The organism is Pseudomonas sp. C8002 (assembly GCF_013385765.1).
In the GTDB taxonomy this organism is placed as follows: domain Bacteria; phylum Pseudomonadota; class Gammaproteobacteria; order Pseudomonadales; family Pseudomonadaceae; genus Aquipseudomonas.
The window spans coordinates 1-26005 of sequence record NZ_JACAPJ010000011.1 but is presented as its reverse complement, the minus strand read 5'-3'; the positions used below and the strand labels follow the sequence as shown (position 1 = coordinate 26005).

13 protein-coding genes are annotated in these 26005 nt (G+C 62.0%); 1 reads left to right on the top strand and 12 read right to left on the bottom strand.

The annotated features are described in order from the left end of the window. Positions 1–17 precede the first annotated feature (17 nt). The 6 genes from HX814_RS17100 to HX814_RS17055 form a co-directional block, all read right to left on the bottom strand. The gene (locus HX814_RS17100) at positions 18–1208 is read right to left on the bottom strand and encodes an HlyD family efflux transporter periplasmic adaptor subunit (protein WP_087693464.1); all 1191 of its coding nucleotides are present in this window, start codon (positions 1206–1208) and stop codon (positions 18–20) included. 26 nt (positions 1209–1234) lie between these two features. Next, positions 1235–3418, bottom strand: coding sequence for a type I secretion system permease/ATPase (locus HX814_RS17095; protein WP_177009247.1), 2184 nt, complete (start codon positions 3416–3418; stop codon positions 1235–1237). Continuing rightward, positions 3415–4812, bottom strand: a complete 1398-nt coding sequence (locus HX814_RS17090) for a TolC family outer membrane protein (protein WP_173883061.1) — start codon at positions 4810–4812, stop codon at positions 3415–3417. The genes HX814_RS17095 and HX814_RS17090 overlap by 4 nt, the downstream gene beginning before the upstream one ends. 182 nt (positions 4813–4994) lie before the next feature. Then, the gene (locus HX814_RS31335) at positions 4995–9728 is read right to left on the bottom strand and encodes a BapA/Bap/LapF family large adhesin (protein WP_218175024.1); all 4734 of its coding nucleotides are present in this window, start codon (positions 9726–9728) and stop codon (positions 4995–4997) included. A gap of 868 nt (positions 9729–10596) precedes the next feature. Further along, positions 10597–11484, bottom strand: coding sequence for a 3-hydroxyisobutyrate dehydrogenase (gene mmsB / locus HX814_RS17060; RefSeq protein ID WP_003214181.1), 888 nt, complete (start codon positions 11482–11484; stop codon positions 10597–10599). A gap of 14 nt (positions 11485–11498) precedes the next feature. Continuing rightward, a complete protein-coding gene (locus tag HX814_RS17055; RefSeq protein WP_177010070.1) occupies positions 11499–13016 on the bottom strand; it encodes a CoA-acylating methylmalonate-semialdehyde dehydrogenase in 1518 nt (505 codons plus the stop codon). Positions 13017–13147: 131 nt separating this feature from the next. Between HX814_RS17055 and HX814_RS17050 the strand changes: the two genes are divergently transcribed. Continuing rightward, positions 13148–14095, top strand: a complete 948-nt coding sequence (locus HX814_RS17050; protein WP_177010071.1) for a LysR family transcriptional regulator — start codon at positions 13148–13150, stop codon at positions 14093–14095. Between the two features lie 136 nt (positions 14096–14231). Here HX814_RS17050 and HX814_RS17045 read toward each other — a convergent pair whose 3' ends face one another. From HX814_RS17045 to recC, 6 genes are all read right to left on the bottom strand, one after another. Further along, the gene (locus HX814_RS17045; protein ID WP_003214188.1) at positions 14232–14723 is read right to left on the bottom strand and encodes an OmpA family protein; all 492 of its coding nucleotides are present in this window, start codon (positions 14721–14723) and stop codon (positions 14232–14234) included. A 4-nt stretch (positions 14724–14727) separates the two neighbouring features. Further along, positions 14728–15996 carry a diguanylate cyclase domain-containing protein gene (locus HX814_RS17040; protein WP_177010072.1) on the bottom strand — a complete coding sequence of 423 codons (1269 nt, stop codon included), beginning with the start codon at positions 15994–15996 and terminating at the stop codon, positions 14728–14730. After that, positions 15993–16562, bottom strand: coding sequence for a YfiR family protein (locus tag HX814_RS17035; RefSeq protein ID WP_177010073.1), 570 nt, complete (start codon positions 16560–16562; stop codon positions 15993–15995). Before HX814_RS17035 ends, HX814_RS17040 begins: the two co-directional genes overlap by 4 nt. Positions 16563–16723: 161 nt before the next feature. Continuing rightward, positions 16724–18775 (bottom strand): exodeoxyribonuclease V subunit alpha, encoded by a 2052-nt coding sequence (recD, locus tag HX814_RS17030; protein WP_177010074.1) that lies wholly within the window; start codon positions 18773–18775, stop codon positions 16724–16726. Next, complete coding sequence (gene recB, locus HX814_RS17025) at positions 18772–22449, bottom strand: exodeoxyribonuclease V subunit beta (protein ID WP_177010075.1); 3678 nt, start codon at positions 22447–22449, stop codon at positions 18772–18774. Before recB ends, recD begins: the two co-directional genes overlap by 4 nt. Beyond that, positions 22446–25895, bottom strand: a complete 3450-nt coding sequence (gene recC / locus HX814_RS17020) for an exodeoxyribonuclease V subunit gamma (protein ID WP_177010076.1) — start codon at positions 25893–25895, stop codon at positions 22446–22448. Before recC ends, recB begins: the two co-directional genes overlap by 4 nt. Positions 25896–26005 lie beyond the last annotated feature (110 nt).

Sequence of the window (26005 nt, the reverse complement as noted above, 5' to 3'; positions counted from 1 at the left end):
GGCCACAGCCACCTCGCCTAACGCTCTCGCAAGGCCTCCCGCGCACGGTTCATGGGCTTGATCAAATAGTCGAGCACGGTTTTCTGGCCGGTCTTGATATCCACCGAGGCAATCATCCCAGGCACAATCGAAAACGACTTGCCGGCCTTGTTTTTCAAGGTGTCAGCGTCGGTGCGGATGAACACTCGGTAGTAAAAAACTTCTGGCTTGACCTCGTCCTGGATAGTGTCCGGAGAAATGGTCACGACCTTGCCGTCCATGCCGCCATAAATGGCGTAGTCGTAGGCGGTGATCTTGACCTTGGCCACCTGGTCGGGATGGATAAAGGCGATGTCTCGCGGGGAGATACGCGCCTCGATCAACAACTGCTCATCCAGGGGCACAATCTGCATCAGGCGCCCGTTGGGCGGGATAACCCCGCCGATGGTGGTGACCTCGATCCCCTTGACAATACCGCGCACCGGCGAGCGCAGGGTCAGGCGGGTCACCGAGTCGGAGCGCCCGCGCATGACTGACGACAGCGTCTCGACGTCGGCATTGACCTTCGCCAGGTCCTCACCGGCCCGCACCATATACTCGGAGCGGGCCTGGGTCAGTTTCAACTCCAGCTCGGCCTTTTGGCGCTTGAGGCGCAACACCTCAACGTTGCTGGCGGCGCCGACCTTGGCCAGGTTTTCGGTGATTTCCAGCTCGCTACGCACCAGCCCGAGCGACGAACGCACGCCGGCCAACGATTCTTCGAGGCCCTTGCGCCGAGTGTTGAACAGGTCGGTTTCGGCGCGCACCAGTGCGGGGTAACGCTCAAGCTCCGGGGGGAACAGTAACGGTTTACCGTCTACCTCGGCCTGCAAACGCGCGACGCTGGCCAGCGACGCCCGGTACTTGGCGGCACTTTCATCAAAGTTGGATTCGGTCTTGGTCGGGTCAAGCCTGGCCAACGTCTGGCCATTTTTGACGATATCGCCCTCCCCCACATTCAACTCCGTGACGATGCCGCCTTCCAGCGACTGGATGATTTGCTCACGCGAGGTCGGGATGACTTTGCCGCTGCCCGTCGAGACTTCGTCCACTTCAAAAAAGTAGGCCCAGGCACCAAACGCAATCAGCATGACAAACACCCAGCCCACCACGCGCGTGGCGCGCACCACGGTGCGTTCATCCACGCCGTCGTGGGTATGCCGGGCGCCTTCGTCTTCGGTGGCGAGCAGGGGTATGGTTTTCGGCGCAGGGCTTTTCACTGGGTTTTCCCCTTCGGTTTGGACAGGCGCGCAATCGCGTTGGCTTTGCTGTCATCGACGATGATCTGGCCGTTATCGACCACGATCACCCGATTCACCAGGCTCAATACACTCATGCGGTGCGTGGCGATAATCAGCGTGCGGTGGGCTGCCCAGCGGTCGAGGTTGTGGATCAACTGGCGCTCGGTCGCTTCATCCAGGGACGCGGTGGGCTCGTCGAGCAACACGATATGCGGCTGGCGAATCATCAGCCGCGACAGCAGCAGCGACTGACGCTGCCCGCCCGACAGGCCCAGGCCACCTTCCAGGATCATGTGGTCCAGGCCGTCGGCGAACTTGCCGATGAAGTCGCCCGCACCGGTCAGCGCCAGGGCCTGGAGGATTTCCTGATCGCTGGCATGCGGCGCCCCCATGATCAGGTTGTCGCGCAGCGTGCCGTGAAACAGCCGCGAGTTTTGTGTCATCAGCCCCACGTCGCGGCGCACGTCGGCGGGGTCGATGTGGCTGAGGGCAACGCTATCCAGGCTGATGGTGCCAGCCTTGAGGTCGAGCATCCCGGCCAATGCCTGCAACAGCGTGGATTTACCCGCGCCGTTACGCCCCAGAATCGCGATGCGCTCGCCCGGCTGGATCTTCAGGTCGGCCACACGCAGCGCCGGCACGGGGGCATCGTCGGAATACTGGAATGTGGCCTGGCTCAGCGCGTATTGGCCTTTGATCACCGGCAGGTGCACGCGTTTGCTGCCCTCGGGATGGTCCACCGGCAATTCCATGATCCGGTTCAGGCCTTGCAGCGCAACCTTGGCCTGCTGCCAGCGCGTCAGCACCTGGGTGATCTGGGACATCGGCGCCATCATCCGCGACGCCAGGATCGACGCCGCGACAAGGCTACCGGTGGTCATGTCGCTGGCCATGACCATGGGCGCACCGAACACCACCACCACGGCAAACACCGAGCCCTGCACATTGTTGCTCCAGGCCACCAGTTTGTTGGTGAGCATGCGCAGGCGCAGGCTGGCGTCGCCGCAGGTGGCGTTGTAGTGATTCCATTGTTGCTGGAAGCGCTGTTCGGCCTGCAACGCCTTGATGTCGTCCAGGCCTTGTATGGTCTCCACCAGCATGGCGCTGCGCAACGAGCTTTCACGCATCGACTCATTCGCCAGTGCCGCGAGTTTTTTCTGCGCCAACAGCCCGGGCACTATCAGGAACAGCACAGCCACCATTGGCACCGCCACCAGCGGGCCGGCGATCAACCAGTAGATCACCAGAAACAGCAGGAAGAACGGCAGATCGGCCAGCGCCGTGGCGGTGCTGGAGGTGATCAGCTCACGCAGTTGCTCCAGCTCCTTGAGCTGCGAAATGAACGAGCCGGTGGACTTCGGCCGGGCGCTGTTACGCAAGCGAATGGCATGCCCGAACACCAGGTCGGAAACGCGCAGATCCGCGCGTTTGCCGAGCATGTCGGTGATGCGCACACGGGTGATGCGCATGATGAAATCAAACACCAGCGCCAGCATCACCCCGCCAAACAGCACATACAGGGTGGGCATGGATTCGGCCGGGATCACCCGGTCGTACACCTGCATCGAAAACAGTACCCCGGCCAACCCCAGCACGCTGGTGACCAGCGAAGCGAGCATCACATAGCCATAGGGCCGCAGGTCGCGCAGCACGATGTTTTTGAACCACGCCTTCTCGTAAGGCTTGATGTAGTCGTCGACACGCCGGTCACGCACTGCCGCCATGGGTCGCAGAATCACGCTCTTGCGCGCTTGCTCCAACAGGTCCTGGCGGGTGAGCCGGCTTTGCAGGCCGCCGTCGCCGCTGTAGGCGATGCCCAGGTTGTCGCCGTCGCCGAGGGTTTCGAGCACACCCACCTGGCCGTCGGCAAATTGCAGCACCACCGGTAATTGGCGCTGCATCAGCGTGGTTTCGCTGAAGTCGGCAATCACGCAGTTCAACCCCGCCTGGCGGGCCATCTGCCGTACCACCTCTTCCACCGAAGCGCCTTCGGTCCATTGTGCGGCGATGCGCACGCTTTGGGCGGAGCATTCCAGGCGGTAATGCCGGGCCACGCTCAGGACGGCCTCCAGCCACACTTCATAATCCACTGCGCGCGCCGGGTTCAGCGGTGTTTGTACTGCGTTGGTTTCGTCCGCAAGCATCACAGCATCATTCATGGCCGAATCTCCACACCTTGCAGGGTGCTGTTGTCCAGGTGGAACGCCGTGCGCAGTGCGCCCGTGTTGTAGAGGCAATCGATTTTCAGGCGGCGCAGGTCAGCGGCGGTGTTTTCCCGGTCCATGCGTGCCTGGTGAATTTCCTGCTCGGCATTCAGCAGGTCGAGCAACGGCCGTGTGCCCAGTTCGAGGTACTGCTGGCGATACAGGTCGCGGGTTTCGGAGATGCTGCGCTCACGAAAATCCAGGGTGGATAGCCGCTGGCTGAGGCTTGAGATTTGATCCCGCGCTTCCAGCAACCCCTGGCGAACCGCAAGGCGCGCGGCGTCGTTGGCGGCATCGGCGGAACGCAGGGCCTGTTGCGCGGCGGATTTGCGAGCGGTGATTGCGCCGCCCTGGTACAGCGGCATTTTCACGTTGAGAAATACGCCATAACGGGTACGGTCGCGGCCGCCGGGGACGTTGCTGTCGTCGTTGTTGTCCAGGTAGTGCGTGATGGACGGGTCCAGTGACACGGTCGGCAACGCCTCGGCACGGGCTTGTGCAATCAGCGCCAGCGCATCGACACGCTGCGCCTGGGCGATCAGCAGGGTCGGCGTGACTGCCGCATCGGGTACCACGCCCACGCAGGATTGCTCCAGGCTTGCCGGAAAACCATTCGCCACGCTCACTGGCGCCTGCGACCCGAGCAGGCTGCTCAACGTGCTGCGCCAGCGATTGAATTGCGCGGTGAATTGCAATTGCGTCGCCACCGAGGCCTCGACCCGCGAGCGGGCCTGGATCAGGTCCGAACGGGTGCTGGCGCCCATGTCGCTGCGCTTTTTGGCCAGCTCTGCAATCGCCGAAATGCCGTCGATTTGCTCGCGAGCCAGTTGCACCAGCAACTGCGAGCGCTGCAGTTCGATCACGGCGAACGAGGTATCGCGCGCCACCTGATCGATCGACAGCAACACCGACGCCTGGCTGGCACTGACCCGCGCCAGCGCACTGTCGACAGAACTTGAGACCTTGCCGAAGTCATAGAGCATCTGCGACGCCGACAACGAAAACGCACGGCTCTGGCCGTTGCCCCTGAGGCCGCTGTCGTAGCCGGAGTTGAAGCCGCCGCTGACTTGCGGGTAATAACCGGAACGGGCGATGTTCACGTTCTCGTTTTGTTGGTACAGCTGGCCGATCGCCTCGGAAATTGCCGGGTGCCATTCCACCGCCAGTTGAATGGCGCGTGTCAGGTCAAGGTTGCTCGGTATGACGTGCTCGGGTGCCACCGGTGCGCTGACGCCCGTTGGCCCGCCGGGTAAATGTGTGCCCAGGTTGCTCGGGCTGATGATGTTGACGCGTTCTTCATCGTCGATATACGACGCTGCCATGACCGGCGCACGCTCGGGCGCGATCATTGCGACTGCCAGAATTACGGCAGACAGCTGCTTGGCCAAACTCTTTTGCCTCACTGCTAGTCACCTGACTGTTGTCAAACCTGATGAGTACAACAACGGACCGTGACTGACGTCACGGCCCATCGCTGCATTACCGTTGGTAGGGAAAACCGGGCCTTGCGGCCCGGCCGGCAGGGGTGGCGTTACACCACGCTGATGCCGCTCTGTACCCAGAGCTGATGGGTTTCATCTTCCGGACTGGTGTAGATCACGTACTCAAGACCGTTCTCTACCTGGGTCGCACCGGCGCTCCAGTCACCTGTCAGGTGCACGCTGTCCTGATCGTCGCCCTGGATCATCAAGCGATCCGACTCAGGCCCGGTGATGGACACCAGGTCTTCGAGGCTCAGGGTCAGGTCGACGGCGCTGACATCGTTCAGGTCGATGCTGTGCACCCCGCTGACTGTGCCAATCAGGTCGGTGAGGTTGATGGCTGCATCGCCGCCTTCCCACAACAACCCGTCTGCACCCGCGCCAGCATCGACATGGGTGAAGTCGGTGTCGTCGGCCACCACGGCATCGTGGTGATCGCCGTCAACGTTGGCGCCGTCATCCGCCGCCTGGTCCACCGCACTGTGGGCAGCGGCAATGCCGGCACCTTCAGTGGCTGGCGCACCCGGGTTGGCGTCGTCCCAGACCAGGTCGCGATCCGGCGAGTCGATGCGCACGTAGAGGTCGGCGGTGTCTTCCTGGCCGGTTGGCGTGGTGAGCTTGTAGGTGAATTTATCCACCTGGCCAATCTCGTCCAGCGTCAGCCCGGCATGCGGGGTGTAGACGTACTTACCATCGGCAAACACGGTCAATGTGCCGTGGTCACCGTTGATTTTCGTCCCCGTTTGCCCAGGAATCACATAGACCCCGTTGACCAGCACACTGAGTACCGTCAGCGGCGAACCGAGGACATCCGGCCCGGACAAGCTGTCGGACAGCAGGTTGCCAGTCGCATTGCTCATTGCACCGGTCACGAACTCCGTGAGGGAGGTGGTAGTGAGCTTCTGCGCAATGTGCAGCGCACTCAGCGACAGCACGGCACCGGTCGTCCCGGTCACGCGATAGGTCCCGGCATCCAACCCTTGGAACGTGTGGTTCGCCTGGGTAGTGGTCTGCTGCGTGACCCATTCGTTACCGATGAACTTCTGCAGATTGACGGTCGTGCCTGGCAACAACGCAATGCCGGTGACGGTGACGTTGATCGCAAGCTCTGCGGTCGTGCCCGTGGCAACGTTGATCTCGGCACCCGTACCCGAACTGCTGCCGAGCAGTGCCAGGTTGTAGCTCAGGGTCGCCAGGTCGGCCTGGGTGACCAGGTTGACGATGTCGATCTGTGCCGAACCCAGGTCATCATTGGCAACCGTGTTGATCACGCCGGGCGCAGATGGATCGGTAGCGCTCCAGTCCACGTTGACACTCGGGCTGTCGATACGCACATACAAGGTTGCCGAGGCCGAAGCACCGGCACCATTGACCAGGTGATACTCGAAGGCATCCACCTTGCCGATGCTGGCGACATCGCCGTTCGGGGTGTACTTGTACTCGCCGTTGGCGAAGATGGTCAGCTGACCATATTGACCCTGCAGCACCGTGCCGGTGGTGGCGTCGGCATCGACGAATTCGCCGTTGACCTCGACCTGCACCTTCACTGGCCCGCCGGTTCCCGGTTCATCCGGTTTACCGCCAATGCCCGGGTCGGTGATGACGTTGCCGGTGACATCCGGCCCTGCTTCCCCGGTGAAGTCGGTGAGGCTGTCATTGGTGACGCTCAACTTGGCCGTGGCCCCTGCACCAACGCTGACCAGGTTGGGGTCGAGCTTGAGGGTAAAGCGATACTGCCCGGCTTCCAGGCCTTCGATTTTGGCGCTGGAGCTTTGTCCGAACAGCCCCAACAGGTCGAGCAAGCCCGAACCGTTGCTGCCTTGCTGCACCGGCAACCATCCACCGGCACCGTCGCTCACTTCCAGCGTCGCAGTGAAGCCACCGCCCAACAGCGAGACCAGGTCGGCCTGGGCAAACTGCAGGTTCAGCGTTCCGCTGGAACCCTCGGCAACCGAGAACTCCTGCTGCTTGGTGTGATCGCCCAGAATGATGCCGCCGACACCCAACAGGGTGAACACGCGCATATCGGCCAGGCCGGTGTTGGATGTTACGGGTTTGATGGTTACTTCGCCGGTGGCGAGGTCGTCGAAGGCTTCGAGGTCGGCGTCGGCGTCCGCATCAGCATCCGCATCCGCATCCGCATCCGCATCCGCATCAGCGTCAGCGTCAGCGTCAGCGTCAGCATCGGCATCGGCATCGGCATCGGCATCGGCGTCAGCATCCGCATCCGCATCCGCGTCGGCATCGGCATCGGCATCGGCATCGGCATCAGCATCGGCGTCCGCATCAGCATCGGCATCGGCATCAGCGTCGGCGTCGGCGTCGGCATCAGCGTCAGCGTCAGCGTCAGCGTCAGCGTCAGCGTCCGCATCGGCATCGGCATCGGCATCGGCATCGGCATCAGCATCCGCGTCCGCGTCCGCGTCGGCATCGGCATCCGCGTCAGCATCCGCATCGGCATCAGCATCAGCGTCAGCGTCAGCGTCAGCGTCGGCATCCGCGTCGGCATCCGCATCCGCATCAGCGTCAGCGTCCGCATCGGCATCGGCATCGGCATCCGCGTCAGCATCCGCATCAGCGTCAGCGTCAGCGTCAGCGTCAGCGTCGGCATCAGCATCGGCGTCCGCATCAGCATCGGCATCAGCATCAGCATCAGCATCAGCATCAGCGTCGGCATCGGCATCGGCATCAGCATCAGCATCAGCATCAGCATCAGCATCAGCGTCAGCATCAGCATCAGCATCAGCATCAGCATCAGCGTCAGCATCAGCATCAGCATCAGCATCAGCATCGGCATCGGCATCCGCATCAGCGTCCGCATCAGCATCAGCATCAGCATCAGCATCAGCATCAGCATCGGCATCGGCATCGGCATCGGCATCCGCATCCGCATCAGCGTCCGCATCGGCATCGGCATCCGCGTCGGCGTCGGCGTCAGCATCGGCATCGGCATCGGCATCCGCATCAGCATCCGCATCCGCATCAGCATCAGCATCAGCATCAGCGTCGGCATCCGCATCCGCATCCGCATCAGCGTCCGTATCATCAATATCAACAGCGATCACAGAAGCCGGAACAGACTCGTTGCCTGCTGCATCGGTCAATGTGACAGCCAGTGTTTCGCCGTTAACCTGAAGCGGATCCAGGGTGACTTGAAAATTACCGTCGTCGCCGACCGTGCCAGTGCCGATCACGTTGCCATCGGCGTCTTTCACGGTAACGGTCGCGCGCGGTTCGCCCTTGCCGGTGACGGTGCTGCCATCTTCGCCAACCACCAGGTTTGTTGGGGCATCCGGGGCGATGGTGTCCCCCGCGATGACGATGCCTGGCAGGGATTCCTTGCCCGAGAAGTTGCGCAGGAACACGCGTAGCCGCTCGCCATTGATGTGCAGCGAGTTCAGTTGCACCAGGAATGTTCCGTCATCTGCCACTGTTCCGCTGCCGACCACTTCACCAGCATCGTTGAGGATGATGACTTTGTGGGCCGCGGCGCCTTCACCGCTGAGCGTGTCACCCACGTCACTGATTGCCAGGTTGCGCGGCGCAAGCGGTGTCTCAATATCGGCAACAACCAGCGCACCCGGAGCCGACTCATTGCCGGCAGCGTCTTTGAGCGTGATCGCCAGGCTTTCGCCTTCGGACGCGGGTGTGTCGAGCGAAACCTGGAAATTGCCATCCGCGCCGACGGTGCCCGTACCGATCACATTGCCGCTGGCATCCTTGATGCTCACGGCAGCGTTCGGTTCACCTTTACCGCTGACAGTTGCGCCATCGGCACTGATCACCAGGTTGGTCGGCGCATCCGGGGCGGTGCTGTCGCCAGCCACCACGGGGCTGGCGGACGATTCATTGCCGGCAGCATCCTTGAGGGTGACTTGCAGGGTTTCGCCATTGGTTTGCGCAGTTCCCAGGGTGACCTGGAAGTTGCCTTCAGCATCCACGGTGCCGGTGCCGAGGACCTCGCCATTGGCATCCTTGATGATCACGGTCGAATTAGGCTCGCCCTTACCGCTGACGGTTGTACCGTCTGCACTGACGGCCAAACCGTTCGGTGCGGCGGGGGCGGTTGTATCACCCGCTACCACAGACGCAGGTTGCGATTCCTGACCCGCGGCATCCTTGAGGACGACTTGCAGGGTTTCGCCATTGGTTTGCGGCTTGTCCAGGTTGACCTGGAAGTTGCCGTCGGTACCCACAGTGCCTGTGCCCAGTACGTTACCGGCGGCATCCTTGACGGTGACTGTGGTGCCAGGCTGACCTTTACCGCTGACCACCGTGCCCGCGCTGTTGACCGATAAACCGGTCGCAGCACCGGGTGCAGGAACTGGCGTTTGATGATGATGGCCACCACCACCGCCACCACCGCTCAATGCCGCGGCGGTACCGCCGACGGCGAGGATGCCCAAGCCCCACAGCACCCAGTCCGGCACCGCACTGTCAGCGGCAATGGCTGCCACACCCAGGTCGTCCAGGGTCGAGATTTCGGTGAAGTTGAAACCCGAATACGGCGTGGAATAGTTGCCGAGCAACAATGTTCCGTCGGCATTTTCCAGTACCAGTTGGTTAGCGGCGCCGTCGGCTCCCACCACAAAAAAGTTCTGAATGGTGATGGTTTCTCCAGACTTCAGAGTGACCACCAGGTTTTGGCCGGACTGTTGAAACGATTGAACGCTTTCTTGTCCGAACGGCAGTTTTACAATGCTGGTTCCCTTGAGGCTGGCGTTGCCAAAAGCATGCTCTGTCGCCGTCCCCGTTGCCTTGTCGACAATAGTTATGTTTTTCATCTCTCACCCGTTTTTTATATGGACACACGTATTTCAGCGCGAGCGAATGCCCACGACGGTAGTTACCGCCGAGCACGAAACTCTTTTTGCGTTTATATAGGACTGGTCAGGATTTACAGCGATCAACCGACGCCGGTTTCTTCACGACATTGCAGACCCACACGCGTGCGCTTGCAACACGCTGACACCGAATGAGGTGGCACATCCTTGGCGTCAGAATAAGCCTGCCCGGGCCTTGGGCTGGACTGCATCGCAGCCCAGAGGTCGAGCAACCGGGAGAGGTGACGGGCCAGGATGCGGGCTTTTTCAAGTTCCAGGGCGGCCTCGTTCGATGAGGCCGATAGCCCTGGGAAACCCGATGTACGCATCCATTCGCTAGCCATCTCTGACACACCTGCACAACTTTGAAAGTACAACGCTTCGGCGGAAGTTATCGAGACGCAGCAACCATGACAACGCTCGCAAAACCGATACTAGCGAGGCAATAGTCAACATCAAAGAGAAATGTAAACACGCAATAAACATGGGTGTTTAATGAGGGAAGCCACGACAAACCGAACACACATAACCGAGAAATCAATTATAACGGCATGATAATCGAGCGCCCCATGGACACTCACCTAATGAATAACCCATGATCAAAAACATGATATTTCAGCGTCACACCTGAAACTTGTAAAAGTTTATTTCACAACTATAACAATGCAAAAAAACCTTATCCCTAGGCATTAGTCGATAAGTAATACCGCCCTCCCACAAACGTCGCGAAGGGGTTTATTCAGGTCAAAAAAAAGCACCAGTAGTGAGCTGGTGCTGGAAGGTCTACGCAGTAAAAATCAGGGGCCCACAGTGAAGAAGGACAATCGCCCTACTTTGGTTTTCGATAGCTGTTGATGATCGCCGAGAAGTCCTTGCCCCCTTCCCCACGTTGGCTCATCGATTGATACAACTGCTGCGCCACTGCGCCGAGGATCACCGGCTGGTGTGCCTGGCGGGCCGCTTCAGTGGCCAGTCCCAGATCCTTGAGCATCAGTTCCGCACCAAACCCACCGGTATAACCCCGGGACGACGGCGCCGTCTCGATAATCCCGGGCCATGGGTTGTAGGTGTCCGAACTCCAGCAGCGCCCGGTGGAGCTGTTGATGATTCCCGCCAACACTTGGGTGTCGATGCCCAGCGCATCGCCCAGGGCCATGGCTTCGCTGACGCCGACCATGGTGATACCCAGCAGCAGGTTGTTGCAGATCTTGGCGATTTGCCCGGTGCCGACTTCGCCGCAATGGACGATGTTGCGGCCCATCTGCGCCAGCACCGGTTGCAGGGTGGCGAACAGTTCCGGGGTGGCGCCGACCATGAAGGTCAACGTCCCGGCCTGGGCACCGCCGGTGCCGCCGGACACTGGAGCATCCGCCATCACCACGCCTTGTTTCGCTGCCGCCGCCGCTACATCGCGGGCGGTCTGCGGGTCGATGGTGCTGCAATCCACCGCCGGCACGCCTTTGCCGATGCCGGCGAGCACGCCGTCTTCACCGAGCCACACACTGCGCACATGGGCCGCAGCCGGGAGCATGGTCACCACCAACTCGGCGCCTTCGGCTGCCGCGCGCGGTGAAGCGCTGATGGTGCCGCCCAGTTCCGCCAGTTCCTTGAGCACGGTCTGGTTCAGGTCGAACAGGTTCAGCGCATGGCCAGCCTTGATCAGGTTGCGCGCCATCGGCGCGCCCATGTTGCCCAGGCCGATAAATGCAATCTTCATGGTCGTCTCCTCGATCAGCGCAGGTTGATGGTGGTGTTGACGCCATCGTTGACGCTGTCGTCGTCGAACCAGCGGCTGGTGACGGTTTTGGTCTGGGTGTAGAACTGCACCACTTGCTTGCCGTACGGGCCCAGGTCGCCGAGTTTCGAACCGCGGGAACCGGTGAAGCTGAAGAACGGAACCGGCACGGGGATCGGGATGTTGATGCCGACCTGGCCCACATCGATTTCGCTCTGGAATTTACGCGCTGCCGCGCCGCTCTGGGTGAACAGGCCGGTGCCGTTGCCGAACGGGTTGGAGTTGACTAGGGCGATGGCTTGGTCGAGGGTGTCGACTTCCAGCACCACCAGCACCGGGCCGAAGATTTCCTGGGTGTAGATCTGCATGTCGGTGGTCACGCCGGAGAACAACGTCGGGCCGACGAAATTGCCGTCCTCGAAACCCGGCACCTTGATGCCGCGGCCATCCAGCTCCAGCTTGGCACCTTCTTTTACGCCGCTTTCGATCAGGTCGAGAATGCGTGCCTTGGCGCGCTTGGAGATAACCGGACCCACATCGGTACCGGCTTCGCTGCCGGCGTTCACCTTGAGCTTTTGCGCCAGGGCCTTGAGGTCCGGCAGCCATTGCTTGGCCGCGCCCACCAGCACCACCACGGAAGTTGCCATGCAACGCTGACCCGCCGCACCGAAACCGGCGCCGACCAGGGCGTTCAGGGTTTGTTCGCGATTGGCATCCGGCAGCACCACGGCGTGGTTCTTGGCGCCCATCATGGATTGCACGCGCTTGCCGTGTTTACCGGCGAGGTCGTAGACGTGAGTCCCCACGGCGGTCGAACCGACGAAGGACACGGCCTTGATATCTTTGTGGGTGCACAGCGCATCCACCACGTCCTTGCCGCCGTGAACCACGTTCAGCACACCGGCTGGCACCCCGGCTTCCAGCGCCAGTTCAACCAGCAGCAGGGTCGACAGCGGGTCCTGTTCCGATGGCTTGAGTACGAACGTGTTACCGCAGGCAATGGCCATCGGGAACATCCACAGCGGAATCATCGCCGGGAAGTTGAACGGGGTGATGCCGGCGCACACGCCGATCGGCTGGCGCAGGGTGTAGGTGTCCACACCGCCCGCGACGTTTTCAGCGAATTCGCCCATCTGCAGGGTGCCGATGGAGCACGCGTGCTCGACCACTTCCAGGCCACGGAAAATGTCGCCTTCAGCGTCGGCAATGGTCTTGCCCTGCTCGGCACTCAGGACCACGGCGATGCGCTTGGAGTGCTCGCGGATCAAGGCTTGCAGCTTGAGCATGATGCGCATGCGCGCACCGATCGGCGTCAGCTTCCAGGTCTGGAAGGCGCGATGGGCGGCGTCGATGGCAGCGTTGACTTCTTCAGGGGTGGAAAACGGTACGCGGGCCAGCACTTGCTGGGTAGCGGGGTTGACGATGTCTTGCCATTCGGTGGTCCTGGATTCGACCCACTCACCGTTGATCAGCAGCTTGACCTGTTTTACGGAAATATCGGCAGATGCGTTCATGTGGTCTCCAATTCTTGTAGGTATGCAGAGAACCAAGGCGTTGAATCGCCTTGAGGATGAGGCGTTCGGACTGTTTTTGGAGTATAGATGTGCAAACTTCTAATAAGAACGCACATAAAAGCCGGTCCAATATGCAAAAAAACATCACGTCACTGGGCTCCCTGAACTGGGATGACCTGAAGTTTTTCCTCGAAGTCGCGCGTACCCGCAAGGCCAGCGTCGCTGCCAAGCGCCTGGCGGTGGACTACACCACGGTGTCGCGGCGCATCAGTTCCCTTGAAGGATCGTTGGGCACTCTCCTGTTTGAAAAGTCCCGGACCAACGGCTTCGTATTGACCACCGAAGGCCAGCGCCTGCTGGGCTACGCCGAGTCCATCGAAAGCACGTTGCACATGGCCTGCGAACAGGTTTCCGGCTCCGGCGTGGCGCTGTCCGGCCACGTGCGCATGGGCTGCACCGAAGGGTTCGGCAGCTTCTTCGTCACCCCGCAACTGAGCCACTTCGTCGACACCTACCCGGCGATCTCGGTGGACATCCTGCCCCTGCCCCACTTCATCAGCCTGTCCAAGCGCGAGGCGGATATCGTCATCGCCCTGGAGCGGCCGGAACACGGGCCGTACGTGTGCTGCAAGCTGTGCGACTACAAGCTGCAGCTGTACGCGACGCAGGAATACCTGGACCAGCACCCGCCCATCCGCCGGGCGGCGGACCTGGCCGAGCATCCGTTTATCAGCTACGTGGATGATTTAGCGTTCAGTTCGGAGCTGCTGTACCTGGCCAATGTGGTGCCCGGCGCCAGCGCCAGTTTGCGCAGCACCAGCGTGATTGCGCAGTACGTGGCGGCGCAGCAAGGGCGCTCGCTGGCGATCCTGCCGTGCTTTTTGGCGGCACAGGACCCGCGGTTGCTGCCGGTGCTTTCGAAGGAGATAAACATTACGCGGCAGTTCTGGATGTACTGCCGCGAGGACTTGAGGAAGTTGAAACGGATCACCCTGCTGTGGGATTACATCCGTGAGGTGACGGAGCAGAATCAGCCGTTGTTGATGGGGGAAACGCGGGAGATGAGGTTTGCGGATTAAATAAAATGTGGGAGCCGGGCTTGCCCGCGATAGCAGTGTGTCAGTCACCCAATACATCAACTGATCCACCGCCTTCGCGAGCAAGCCCGCTCCCACATTTTTGAACGCATTCCATAGAGCGAACGAGGGCGTCGGCTTAGTCCGCAATCACCACAATCGATACCCGGCGATTCTCGGTGCGCCCCGCCGCTGTCGCGTTGGACGCCACCGGCTCGCTGCTGCCCAGCCCGCGCAGTTGTACGTTTTCTTCTTTCATCCCAACGCCTGCCAACACGTGCGCAACGCTTTTGGCTCGGCGCAGGGACAGTTGCTGGTTGTAGGTTTCCTTGCCCGAGGCGTCGGTGTGGCCGTCGACCCGCACGCGCTCAATGCCCACGCCCAGCAGCGCCTTGCCGATGCGCTGGACGATCTCGGTGCTGGGGGCATTCAGACTTTCGACGTCGCTGCCAAACAGCACCTTGCCCGAGAGGCCGAAGGCCCAGCCTTCGTCAGTCAGTTCAAAACCCTGCTGTTTGAGCACGGCGATTTGCGCCGGTGTCAGGCCTTTTGGCGGCGGGGTCTGGCAGCCGCTCAGGGCGAGCAGAGCCACGAGCAAGGTGATGAATAAAAAGCGTGCGGTCGAGAACAAGGGATCAACTCCTGTGTTGAACGTCGGCGGCGGGGGACTCCGATTCCGCCGTTTGCTGGCCACCCTGGGAAAGCCGTTTGGCCTGGTACATCGCCGCATCGGCGGCGTTGAGCAGGTTACCGGGGGTGGCGCCATGATCGGGGTAGACGGCGATGCCGATACTGAGTGAGGTCAATACGTGGGCGTCGCCGGGCAGCGCAATGGGCGCGTCCATGCTGGCGATGATTTTTTCGGCAATGCGCTGGGCGTCCTCAAGTCGGTGCAGAGGCGACAGCAAGATGGCGAATTCATCGCCGCCCAGGCGTGCCACCAGGTCGTCTTCACGCAGTTGCGCACGAATGCGCTTAGCCACTGCCACCAATACCGCATCGCCGGCGGCGTGGCCGAAGTTGTCGTTGATATCTTTAAAGCGGTCGCTGTCGAGGAACAAGACCGCTACTTTCTCGTTGAGCTTGGCGGCGCTGCGCAGGGCGCGGATCAGCCGACCTTCGAAGAACGCACGGTTGGGCAGCCCGGTCAGGCTGTCGTGGCTGGCCTGGTGGGCGAGGGTTTCGTTTTCGCTTTGCAGGTGGGTCTGCCAGGCCTCCAGTTCGTCGAGCAGGGCATTGAAGTCATTGCCCAGGCTGTCGAGTTCGGCGATTTTCGCCGGCGGTACGCGTCGGTCAAAGGCCCGCTCGCTTCGGGCGGCGTGGGCCACCGAGGCCAGGCTGTGCAACGGCCCGGTGATGCCGCGTAACAAACGCCGCGCCAGGTACAGTGCAACCCAGGCGCTGAGGGCGGTGCACACCAGAATCCCGGCCAGGCCGCTGAGCAGGAAGCGCAACAGGCTGCCGCCGTGGCCGGTCAGGTGCACGCTGCCGATGACCTGGCCCTGATGCAGGATCGGCTGGGTGATGGGTTGTTCGAGCAGGGCATGCGCCAACTGCAGCTCAATCATCGACAGCATCCCGGTTTCAGGGCGCTCCCAATGGGCCAGTTGCTTGCCGTCGACGTTGAAGACTTCCGCCTCGGCCACTTCTTCCTCCGAGGCAATCACGGCCAAGGCTTCGGTGGCCGCCGCGCTGTCGTTGAACACCACCGCGGCTTCCACGGTGTAGTTGATGGAGCGGGCGATCAGGTGCAGGTTGTGGTCGGCATACACCCGCAGCGCGAGCACGCCGAGCAGGGTCAGGGAGATACTGGCCATGCTGACCGCCATCAGCGCCAGGCTCAGGTGCCCGCGCCCGATCACTGAACGCAAGGTAGGACGCACTGGCGCCTTATCGACACTCATGACCCCGGCGCTCGACGTCGGGACAGTTGCAGCACACTCGGATGAATGCGCACACCACTACGGGCAACGGAATCCAGGTTGACCTCGAACGACACCTGCTCGTCGGCCACCCGCAGGCAGAACAGGCTGCCCACGGTGCATTGGTCGCCGCCTTCGCTGATGCTGAGCACCGGATGGCCGATCAGTGATGCGAACAGGCGGCTGCGCTCGTCGCTGGTCAATTGGCCGATGTACACGGCATCGCAGGCATTGGCGATGTCTGGATGGTCGGCCAGCAAACGCTGCACCACTACCGGACGGCCGGTAGCCTGGGTGGTGCCTTTGACCAGGTCATCGGTGTATTGGGTTGGCCCGACGATGCACAAACGCAATTGCGCGGGCTCTACCGGCCAGCGGGCGTAACTGAGAATACCCAGGACCACTTGGGTGACGGCCTTGGCCCGCTGATCGGCCATGCCGGCAGGCGGCTGGGCAAAAACGAGGGGCGTGAACACGCACAGAAGCGCCAACAGCAGCATTCGTCTCCAGCTCAAACTTCGCTCTGTGGGCGAGACAGCCACGTTCATGCAGCGATTCTCTTTGATCTTCTCGGGATGATGCCGCAACGATAGCACAACGGCGGAAAACCCCCGAGGCGACACCCAGGAGGATTCCGACATTTTATTAAGAAAAATCACACATTTGGATCAGAAAATTTAGATGACTCATTGGTCAGCTTCTTTGACGATCAAGTGCCCAGTTCCAGCATCAGCCCACTCAAGCGTTTCACCTTGCGGCTCACCGCCTCTTCGAATACGCCACCCCGGGGTTCGATCAGGCTGAACCAGTCCTTGGCGCGGGTGATGCCGGTGTAGATCAGCTCTTTGGTAAGCACCGGGTTCAAGGCGTCCGGCAAAATCAGTGCGGTGTGGGTGAATTCAGAGCCCTGAGATTTATGCACCGTCATCGCGTAGACGGTTTCGACGTCGTTGAGCCGGCTGGGCAACACAAACCGTACGCCGCCCTGGCCATCGTTGCGCGGGAACGCGACGCGCAGAACCTGCGGCCCGCCGTCGCTTTCGGGCAGCTTGAGGGCGATACCGATATCGCCGTTCATCAGGCCCAGGCCGTAATCGTTGCGAGTCATCAACACCGGGCGCCCTTCGTACCATTGCTGGTCGCTGTCGATCAGCCGAGCCTTGAGCAGCGCGGCGGTGATGCGCAGGTTCAGGCCCTCCACGCCCCATGGGCCCTTGCGTACGGCGCAGAGCAGCTGGAAGGCGTCGAAGGCTTTCAACAGCTTCTGCGCCCACAGAGTCCAGGCCTCGTCATCCCGTGGCGTCTCCAGGGACGGACGCGCGGTCTGCAGCAGTTTCAGGTAATGGCGATAACCGTGGGCACCGTCACCGTGGCCATCCAGCACCAGGCGCTCCAGGGCATGGTCGTGCTCGCCCTTGAGGCTGACGCAAAACAGGTCGGCATGGCTGCGGGCAGCCAGCAGTTTGCGGGCCTGCTCAGGGTTTTGCTGGTTGACCCAGCGGGCCAGTTGGCCAATGCCGCTGCCTTCGCCGAAACGCCGCGAGTAACGCAGCATCACCACTTGTTGCGCCAAGGGATGGCTACCGTCGAGGTCTTCCTGCAGGCCGCTGGCGCCGAGGTCTTCGCCGCTGACCTGTTGCAGCCACTGGCGGGTTTGCGGGCTGTAGAAACCGGCTTCGGCGTCGCGGCACAAATCCCCCAGCACCGCCCCGGCTTCAACCGAGGCCAACTGGTCCTTGTCACCCAGCAGTACCAGGCGAGCATGGGGTGGCAAGGCGTCCAGCAGGTTGGCCATCATTTCCAGGTCGATCATCGAGGCTTCGTCTACCACCAGCACGTCCAGGGGCAACGGATTGCCGATGTGATGCCGGAAGTGTCGGGTGCCGGGACGGCTGCCGAGCAAACGGTGAACGGTGGTGACCTGGGTCGGGATTTTTTCCTTCACCGCATCAGGCACTTTCAGCGACAGCACTTGCTGGCTGATGGACTCGGTCAAGCGCGCGGCCGCCTTTCCGGTGGGCGCCGCCAGACGGATGCGCAACGCGCTGCCCGCTTCCACGGCGGGGGCCTGCAACAGCGCAAGCAAACGCACCACCGTGGTGGTCTTGCCGGTACCCGGCCCGCCGGTGACGATGCTGAATGCACCGCGGGTGGCCAAGGCGCAGGCGAGTTTTTGCCAGTCGACCACACCGTCTGGCGGGGCCTGGTCGAACAGGCGATTCAGGCGTTCGGGCAGATCGGCGGCAACGCTTTCCCGGGTGGCGAGTCGCAGGCGCAAAGCGCTGTCGATACGCCGTTCGTAGGTCCAGTAGCGGCGCAAGTACAGGCGTTTGCCCGACAGCACCAGTGGCCGGCTTTGCGCCTCCTCGCTGCCGTCGACGGCCAGTGCCACCAGACGGCTGGCGGCCAGGGCATGGCACCAATGGGCGCCGTCCAGGCCGTCGAGCAACTGTGATGGCAGTAGCATGACGCCGGTTTGCACATCGCCTTCGGGTGGCAGCGACAGAGCGAAATCCGGGGCCTTGAGGGTTTCGAACAGGTCCAGGCATACATGGCCATGGCCCAGTTGGTGGCTGGTCAGGGCCGCGGCCAGCAGGACTAAAGGATCAGCCTGCGGATCGAGTTCGTGGAGGAAGCCGACAAAGGCCTTGTCCAGCGCGCGCAACCAGCCGCGCTGCACCCAGAGATCGAGCAGTTGCACCAGGTCGGCGGCGCGGCTGAGGGGCGTCAGCTCCTCAAGCGGTAACGGCGACAGGCTCATAGCAGCTCTCCTTGTTCCCAGGCGGGCTCGGCCTTGGGTGGCAGCGGTTTGCCCTGGAACAGCAGGTCCAGGCTTTCGATCAATTCCCGGGGTGGTCGGGTGAAATACGCGCCCTGGCTCGCGGAATGGGTGCCCCGCAGGAACAGGTACAACGCGCCGCCGACGTGACGGTCGTAGTCGTAATCCGGCAGCCGCGCCTTCAGCTGGCGATGCAGGGCCAGCAGGTAAAGTACGTATTGCAGGTCGTAACGATGGTCGAGGATCGACAGTTCCATGGCCTGCTGCGTGTAGGCCGAATCATCGGGACCAAGCCAATTGGATTTGTAGTCGGCCACGTAGTAGCGGCCTTCGTGTTCAAAGGTCAGGTCGATAAAACCCTTGAACATGCCGTTGAGCAGCACCGGTTCGGCGGCCACGCGGGATACGCCATTGTGAGTGTGCTGGCACACCAGTTTGTCGAGTGCGAGGACGTCGACCTTGTGGCTGGCAAACCAGAACTCCATTTCGATCTGGTACTGCCGCAACTCGCTAAGGGCCACCTGCCCGTTGCCCAGCGGCAACCGGGCTTGCAACAGATGCCCGAGCCAACCGCCGAGTGTGCCGATCCAGCCTTCCCAGCCGCGTCGGTTGCAGCGGCGGGCGACCGCATCTTCGATGGCCTCCGGGGTAACATTGAAGCCTTCGCCGCCCGCCCATTCCAGCAGGCCATGGAGAAAGGTGCCGGGATTCGGCCCGCGTGGGAAACGGTGAATATCGCCACCGGAAGCCGGCACTTCGCGTGGGGCATCCGGGTCGAGGCGTTCGTCATCGAACAGCTTCTGCGCTTGTGGGCTTTCCGGCGCTTCGAGGCTCGCCGCACTCATGCTCTCGCCGATACGCAGCGCACTGTAGGAAGCGATCCACCAGTTTTCTGCCGCCTTGCGCTTGGGCAGCAGCGGCGCGAGCAAGGTGGCTTCGTTACGCGGCGGGTGGAATACGACCGCATCGGCCTCGGGCATTTCTGCGTAATGCAGTGCCGGGCAACCTTCCTGCAGGTCAAGCAACCAGCGGGCCAGGCCGCCGGACTCGCCAAGTGCGGCGCCGCCGCCGAGCAAGTAGCCCAGGGCCGACAGGTGCAGCACCGAGCTGTTGTTATTGCCACGCTTGAGGTCGGCGATGCCCAGCCAGCAGGCGTGTTTGGCGCGGGTCAGCGCCACGTAAAACAGACGCAAGTCTTCGGCCAGGCGCTCATCGTCGGCTTGGGCGATCAACTCGGCGGTGGGCCTGAGGCTGACCTGGGATTTGCCGTTTGCGTCGTGGTAATGCAACGGCAGGCGGCTGCCATCAACCGGTTTTGCCGAGCAAATGAACGGCAGGAAAACCAAGTCGTATTCCAGCCCCTTGGATTTGTGGATCGTTACCACTTTGACCAGTTGTTCATCACTTTCCAGGCGCAGGATCTGCTCTTCACCGGCCTGGCCGGAAAGCGCGAGATGTTCGGCCAGATGGCGAATCAGCGCTTGTTCACCGTCCAGCTCTGCGGCCGCCTGTTGCAGCAATTCCGAGAGGTGCAACAGGTTGGTCAATACCCGCTCGCCATCGCTGCGGGTGATCAGGGTTTGCGGCAATTTGAAGTCGTGCAACAGGCGCCGCAGCATCGGCAGCACGCCTTGGGTGCGCCAGATCGTACGGTAATCGCGGAACTGCATTACGCGTTGTTCCCACGCCAGTTCGTCCTGGTTCAGACGCTCCAGTTCGGGCAGCGACAGGTTCAAGGTGACGCAAGCCAGGGCGGCGCGCAGTGGGCGCTCGACGTCCGGCTCGGCACAGGCCTTGAGCCAGGCCAGCAGGTCGTGGGCTTCCTGGGCGGCGAACACGGAATCCTTATCGGAAAGGTAAACGCTGCGCACGCCACGGGCAGCCAGTTCACCGCGCACGGCCTGGGCTTCCTTGCCGTCGCGCACGAGGATGGCGATGTCTGACGGCAGCACGCCTTTGAAGCTAGCGTCTTTGCCGAGGAATCCGGCAGTTCCCTGCTGGCCGCCATTGAGTAACGCGACGATTTGACTGGCGCAGGACGCGGCCAACTGTTGGCGGTAGAGCACGCCGGAGATCGGCTGGTCGGTGGGTAGATGCCAGAGATTCAGCGCAGGCAACGTCTGACCGTTGACCTGCAGTTGTTCCTTACGGCCTTGGGACAATACCGACTGGAACGGCACCGGATTCGTACCGTCTGGTTCACGGAACAGGAACGCTCCACGGCCTTTTTCTGCGCGCTGGAATACGTGGTTTACCGCCTCGACCATGGCGTGGCTCGAACGGAAGTTGGTGCCCAGGGTGTGATGGCGGCCGGTGGTGGACTGGCGCGCGCGCAGGTAGGTGTAGATGTCGGCGCCACGGAAGGCGTAGATCGCCTGCTTTGGGTCGCCGATCAGGAACAGGCCGCTGTCGAGGTGGTTTTCTTCGATGCGGTAGATACTGTCGAAGATGCTGTATTGCACCGGGTCGGTGTCCTGGAATTCGTCGATCAGGGCGACCGGGAATTGCTCGCGGATCACGCTGGCCAAACGCTCGCCGCCGTCGGCTTGCAGGGCGGCGTTGAGGCGGATCAGCATGTCGTCGAAGCCCATTTCGGCGCGACGGCGCTTTTCTTCTTCGAAGCGTTTCCCCACCCAGCCGGCGGCGTGTTGCAGTACAGCAGCATCGGGCGTTGGCAGGGCGTCGAGGCTGGCCTTGAGACTGGCCATGGCGTCGATACCCGGATGGCGTGGTGGTTCGCCTTTCCAGGCTTCGGCCATGCCGTCGGGGGTCAGGCGGGTGAAACCGGTGCCGATGTCCAGTTGTTCGAGAGACTCGTCAGCTGCCCAGGCGCTGATTTTTTCGAACCAGGGTTCGAAGTAACGGGCTTGCATCTTGCGACCATCGACGGCTTTGGCGGCGACGGCCTGCAGGCAAATGTTGCGCAATTCTTCTGCCCATTGTTGCCAGGGTGCCTTGAGCGCGACGAGGGCTTGGCGGCGCTCTTGCAGGCATTCGTTGATCAGCTCGGCGGGGTCACGCGTTTCATCCGTGGGCCGCTCGCTGCCGAACAGCGCGCGTACCCGTGGCATCAGGGCCGCCGGGCCGCCCCAATTGTTGCGCACCCAGTTCAGCGCATCGTCGTGCATCGGGTAGCAGAACAGCCTCCAGTAGTCGCGCAGCACTTCGCCGAGCAGGTCGCTGTGGTCGGTCTCCAGGGTCTGGGTGAACAGGCTCCCGCTGTCGAAGGCGTGCTCGCGCAGCATGCGCTGGCACCAGCTGTGAATGGTCGAGACGGCGGCTTCATCCATCCACTGGGCGGCGATGTCCAGGCGATTGGCGCAGCCGGGCCATTGTGCGGGGCTGTATTGGTCGCGCAGTTCGGCGATCAACGCGTCGGGTTCTTCGATTTCTTCGCGGAAAAAACGCGCGGCTTCTGCCAGGCGGATTCGGATGCGTTCACGCAGCTCTTTGGTGGCGGCATCAGTAAAGGTCACGACGAGAATTTGCGGCGGCAGCAACTCGCGGCCGAAGCCCGATTCGTCCCCTCCGTGGCCGAGTACCAGACGCAGGTAGAGCGCCGAGATGGTAAATGTCTTGCCTGTGCCGGCACTGGCTTCGATCAGTTGGCTGCCCTTGAGCGGGAAGGCCAGGGCCAGGGGTTTTGTACCGCTCATGCGCTGGCCTCCGCGCTGGTGAGTGATCGCCAGGGAGCGTTGATCAACGGTCGATAGAGGGTTTCGCACCAGCCTTCGAACTCTTCGCTGGCCATCAAGGCGGCGTAGTCGGGGAACTGTCGGATGAGCGCAGGGCTTTCACGGCGCTCGCCGTCGCTGGTTTGGCCGTCGCCTTCGTAGGCTTTGCTGGCGGCGGCTTGCGCTTTGGCCGGGTCGGTTTGACCGAGCCAGGCGAATGCGGTTTTAACGGCGACCGGCAGTGGTTCGCTCATGCCGGTTTTCCAGGCGAGCAGCAGGTTGCCGAGGAGCTCCCGGGCTGTGGCTTGCTCAAGTGGGGCCAATAGCAGTGTGTCGTCGCTGCCGACCAGGCCGGTACTTAACGGAAGGCCGCAGGCACAGGCCACCAGGTGGTTGACCCATGGGCGAATCAGGCGATGCCACTTACGGGTCTTGATCGAGCCGATGCTGTTGGGGATGGCGGTGACGCTTAGAAAGCCGCCATCACTGCGTTGATGCAGGCCACTGATCCAACCTTCCAGCTGGATGCCTTGATGCTCAAAACTGATCGGTTCGGCGCTGGTGTGCGCAGTGGGCCAGAGTGCCAGGAGTTGCTGGTAACGCTGCAACAGGTCGGGCAGAGGCTCGATCAGTTCTTTGCGCAGGCATTCGCCGAAACCAACCATCGGCAACAAGCCACTGCCTTGCAAACGCAAGGCCTGGGCGTTGAGGGCTTCGTCGAGGTTGTCGGGGCGGGTGAGTGCCGCCGTGAGCAAACTGTCGCTCAGGTTATAGCGCTGCAGTGCATCGAGGACGAAGGGTTCTTCATCTTCCAGCGGGACTTCGGCGGCTTCGAAAAACACTTTCAGGCGCTGGCTGAAAAAGTGTTTGACCGGGTTGCGCAGGAAGTCTTGCAGTTGGCCAAGGCTCAACGGTTCTTCCTGGGTGTAGGGTGCGAGGCTGCCGGTATCGGGCACGCTGTCCGGGGTTGCGTGGAGCAACTGCCATTCGCGGGCGTAGCTGAACAGCTTGTCACCTTCATGGAAGTAGCGGGCGCTGAAGGGCTGGAGCGGGTGTTCCTGGGTGGTGGCTTCCAGGAGTGGTTCGCCACTGGTGGTGTGCCAGCCGCTGGCAATGTGGTCGCGCAACTGCCCGATCAGGACCGATGCCGGGCGATCACTGTTGTCGCGGATACTGCGGCCGACCCAACTGATGTAGAGCTGGTCGCGGGCGGAGAGCAGGGCTTCGAGCAACAGGTAGCGGTCGTCTTCGCGGCGTGACCGATCGCCTGGGCGGTAGTCGCTGCCCATCAGGTCGAAGTCCAGCGGCGGTTGCGCGCGTGGGTAGTCGCCATCGTTCATGCCGAGTAGGCAAACCAGCTTGAATGGGATCGCGCGCATGGGCATCAAGGTACAAAAATTGACAGCTCCCGCGAGGAAGCGCTGGGACAGTCGGCCTTGGTCGAGGCCTGCCAGCCAGGCCTCGCGGACTACGGTCAGGGGTAATTCGTCATGCAGGCCGACGGACTCGCAGGTCTCCAGCCAGGTTTCTCTCAGTTGCTCGAGTTGACCCAACAGGTAGTCGTCGTGCTCGTTGCTCGGGAGGAAGAACAACTGCATCAGGTTTTGCAGGCGCTCGCCCCACTCTGTCGGCGCGGCAGGTTGCGAAAGTGCCTGGTGGGCGTCGTGCAGCGCATCGAGCAGTGCGACCAGCGGTCCTATCAAGGCAGCATCGAGGCCGCCGATTTCATCGTACGGCTCGATGCCATCGCAGGCAGAGCCCGTACCGACGGCGTAGCCCAGGAGCATGCGACGCAGGCCGAACCGCCAGCTGTTTTGCTCCAGCTCCTGGGGCAAGCCGAGGCCGGCGCGTTGTTCGGCGTTGAGGCCCCAGCGGATACCGGCGCCTTCGATCCAGCGGTGCAGGGTCGGCAGGTCGCGCTCCTTGATGGCGAAGCGTTCCCGCAGTGCCGGGACGTCGAGCAGGTCGAGGATTTCGCTGACCGGAAAGCGGCTGTCCGGGAGCTTGAGCAGGTGCTCGACGGCGATCAGTAACGGATCGCGGCCGCGCTGGCCCTGGTCCGTGAGCGTGAACGGAATGAAGCGTAGGTCGCTTCTTTCAAGCTGGCCGAATACGGCGCGAATATGCGGCGCGTAGCTGTCGACGTCGGGGACCATGACGATGATGTCCCGTGGGCGCAGCGTGGGGTCGGCGCTGAAGCGCTGCAGTAACTGGTCGTGAAGAACTTCAACTTCGCGTTGGGCACTGTGGGAGATGTGGAAGCGAATGGAAGTGTCGCGCGCCAGGTCGACGCTTGGCCAGAGGTCGCGGGTTTCGTTGAGGGGGCGCAGTTCGAGGATGTCGTCCTGGAGTTGGTTGAGCAAGGTGGTGGGCTCGCTCTCGCTGAACAGGTCGATACGACCGTCACGGAATGCCGAGCGGTAACTGTTGGGGTCGTCGTAGCTGTCCAACAGGTTGATGTAGTCGCGACCTTGCTTACCCCAGGCAGCGAGCAGCGGGTGGGCGTGCTGATGCAGGGTTTGCGGGTCGATGGTGACCGGCATTCCGGCCTTGCGTGCCTGGCGCTTGTATTCGTTTCGGAGCAGGTCTTTGTCGGCGACGATGTCGGACCAGTGATGGCGACAAGGGTTGTGCACACACAGCAGCACCTGGCTGAAACGGGCGAGGCCGGCAAGGGCTTCCAGCGCTTGGGCTGGCAAGGAGGAAATGCCGAAGACGATCACGCGGGAGGGCAGGCCTATCGGTGCCTGCTCCAGGCTATTGATGCGCTCGATAAAGCGTTGGTGAACTCCGGCGCGACTTTGAGCCATGCCCTCCTCTCCTACGTCCAACAGCAGGGCGCGCCACAGTTCGGCTTGCCAGCAGTTGGCCGGGCTCAAGGGTTTGGATTCGCCACGGCCATTGCGCAGTTGATGGCGACCGGCGGCCCAATCTTCCAGCCAGTCGGCACGGTAGACCTGGTATTGGTCGAACAGGTCGGCGAGGCGTTCCGCGAGTTGGTAGCGTTTGCGCAAATCCGTATCGTGGGTCAGGAAGCGTTGCAGGGGTTCGAAATGGGGCTGATCGATCAGCTCGGGGAGCAGGCGCATGAGGCGCCAGGTCAGTGGGGCTTTATCCAGCAGGGATTTGGGCGGGATCTCGTCTTTGCCCAGAACCATGCGATAGAGCTGCCACATGAAGCTGCCGGGAAGCTGCACATCAATAGCGGCAGCGATGCCGCAACCGCCCATGTCGTCGTCTTCAGGGTCTTCAGCCAGCGCCAGTTTCAGCCACTGGGCAATACCGTTGCTTTGTACCAGGGCGATTTCGTTTTCCAGGGGAGCCAGCGGGTAACGGCGCATCCAGCTGACAACCAGGCTGCGCAGTTCATCCAGGCGGTTGCCGTGAACCACCATGAATCCAGCACTGAGGGACGTCGCATCCGGCATAACGGCTTCCTTGGGAAAAGCAAAATCGAGGGATGGACTTTAGCATTGAAGACAATCGTAGGCTGCAAGTGAGGAACACTTGGAGACGCTCGCCATACTTTCCGACCGCC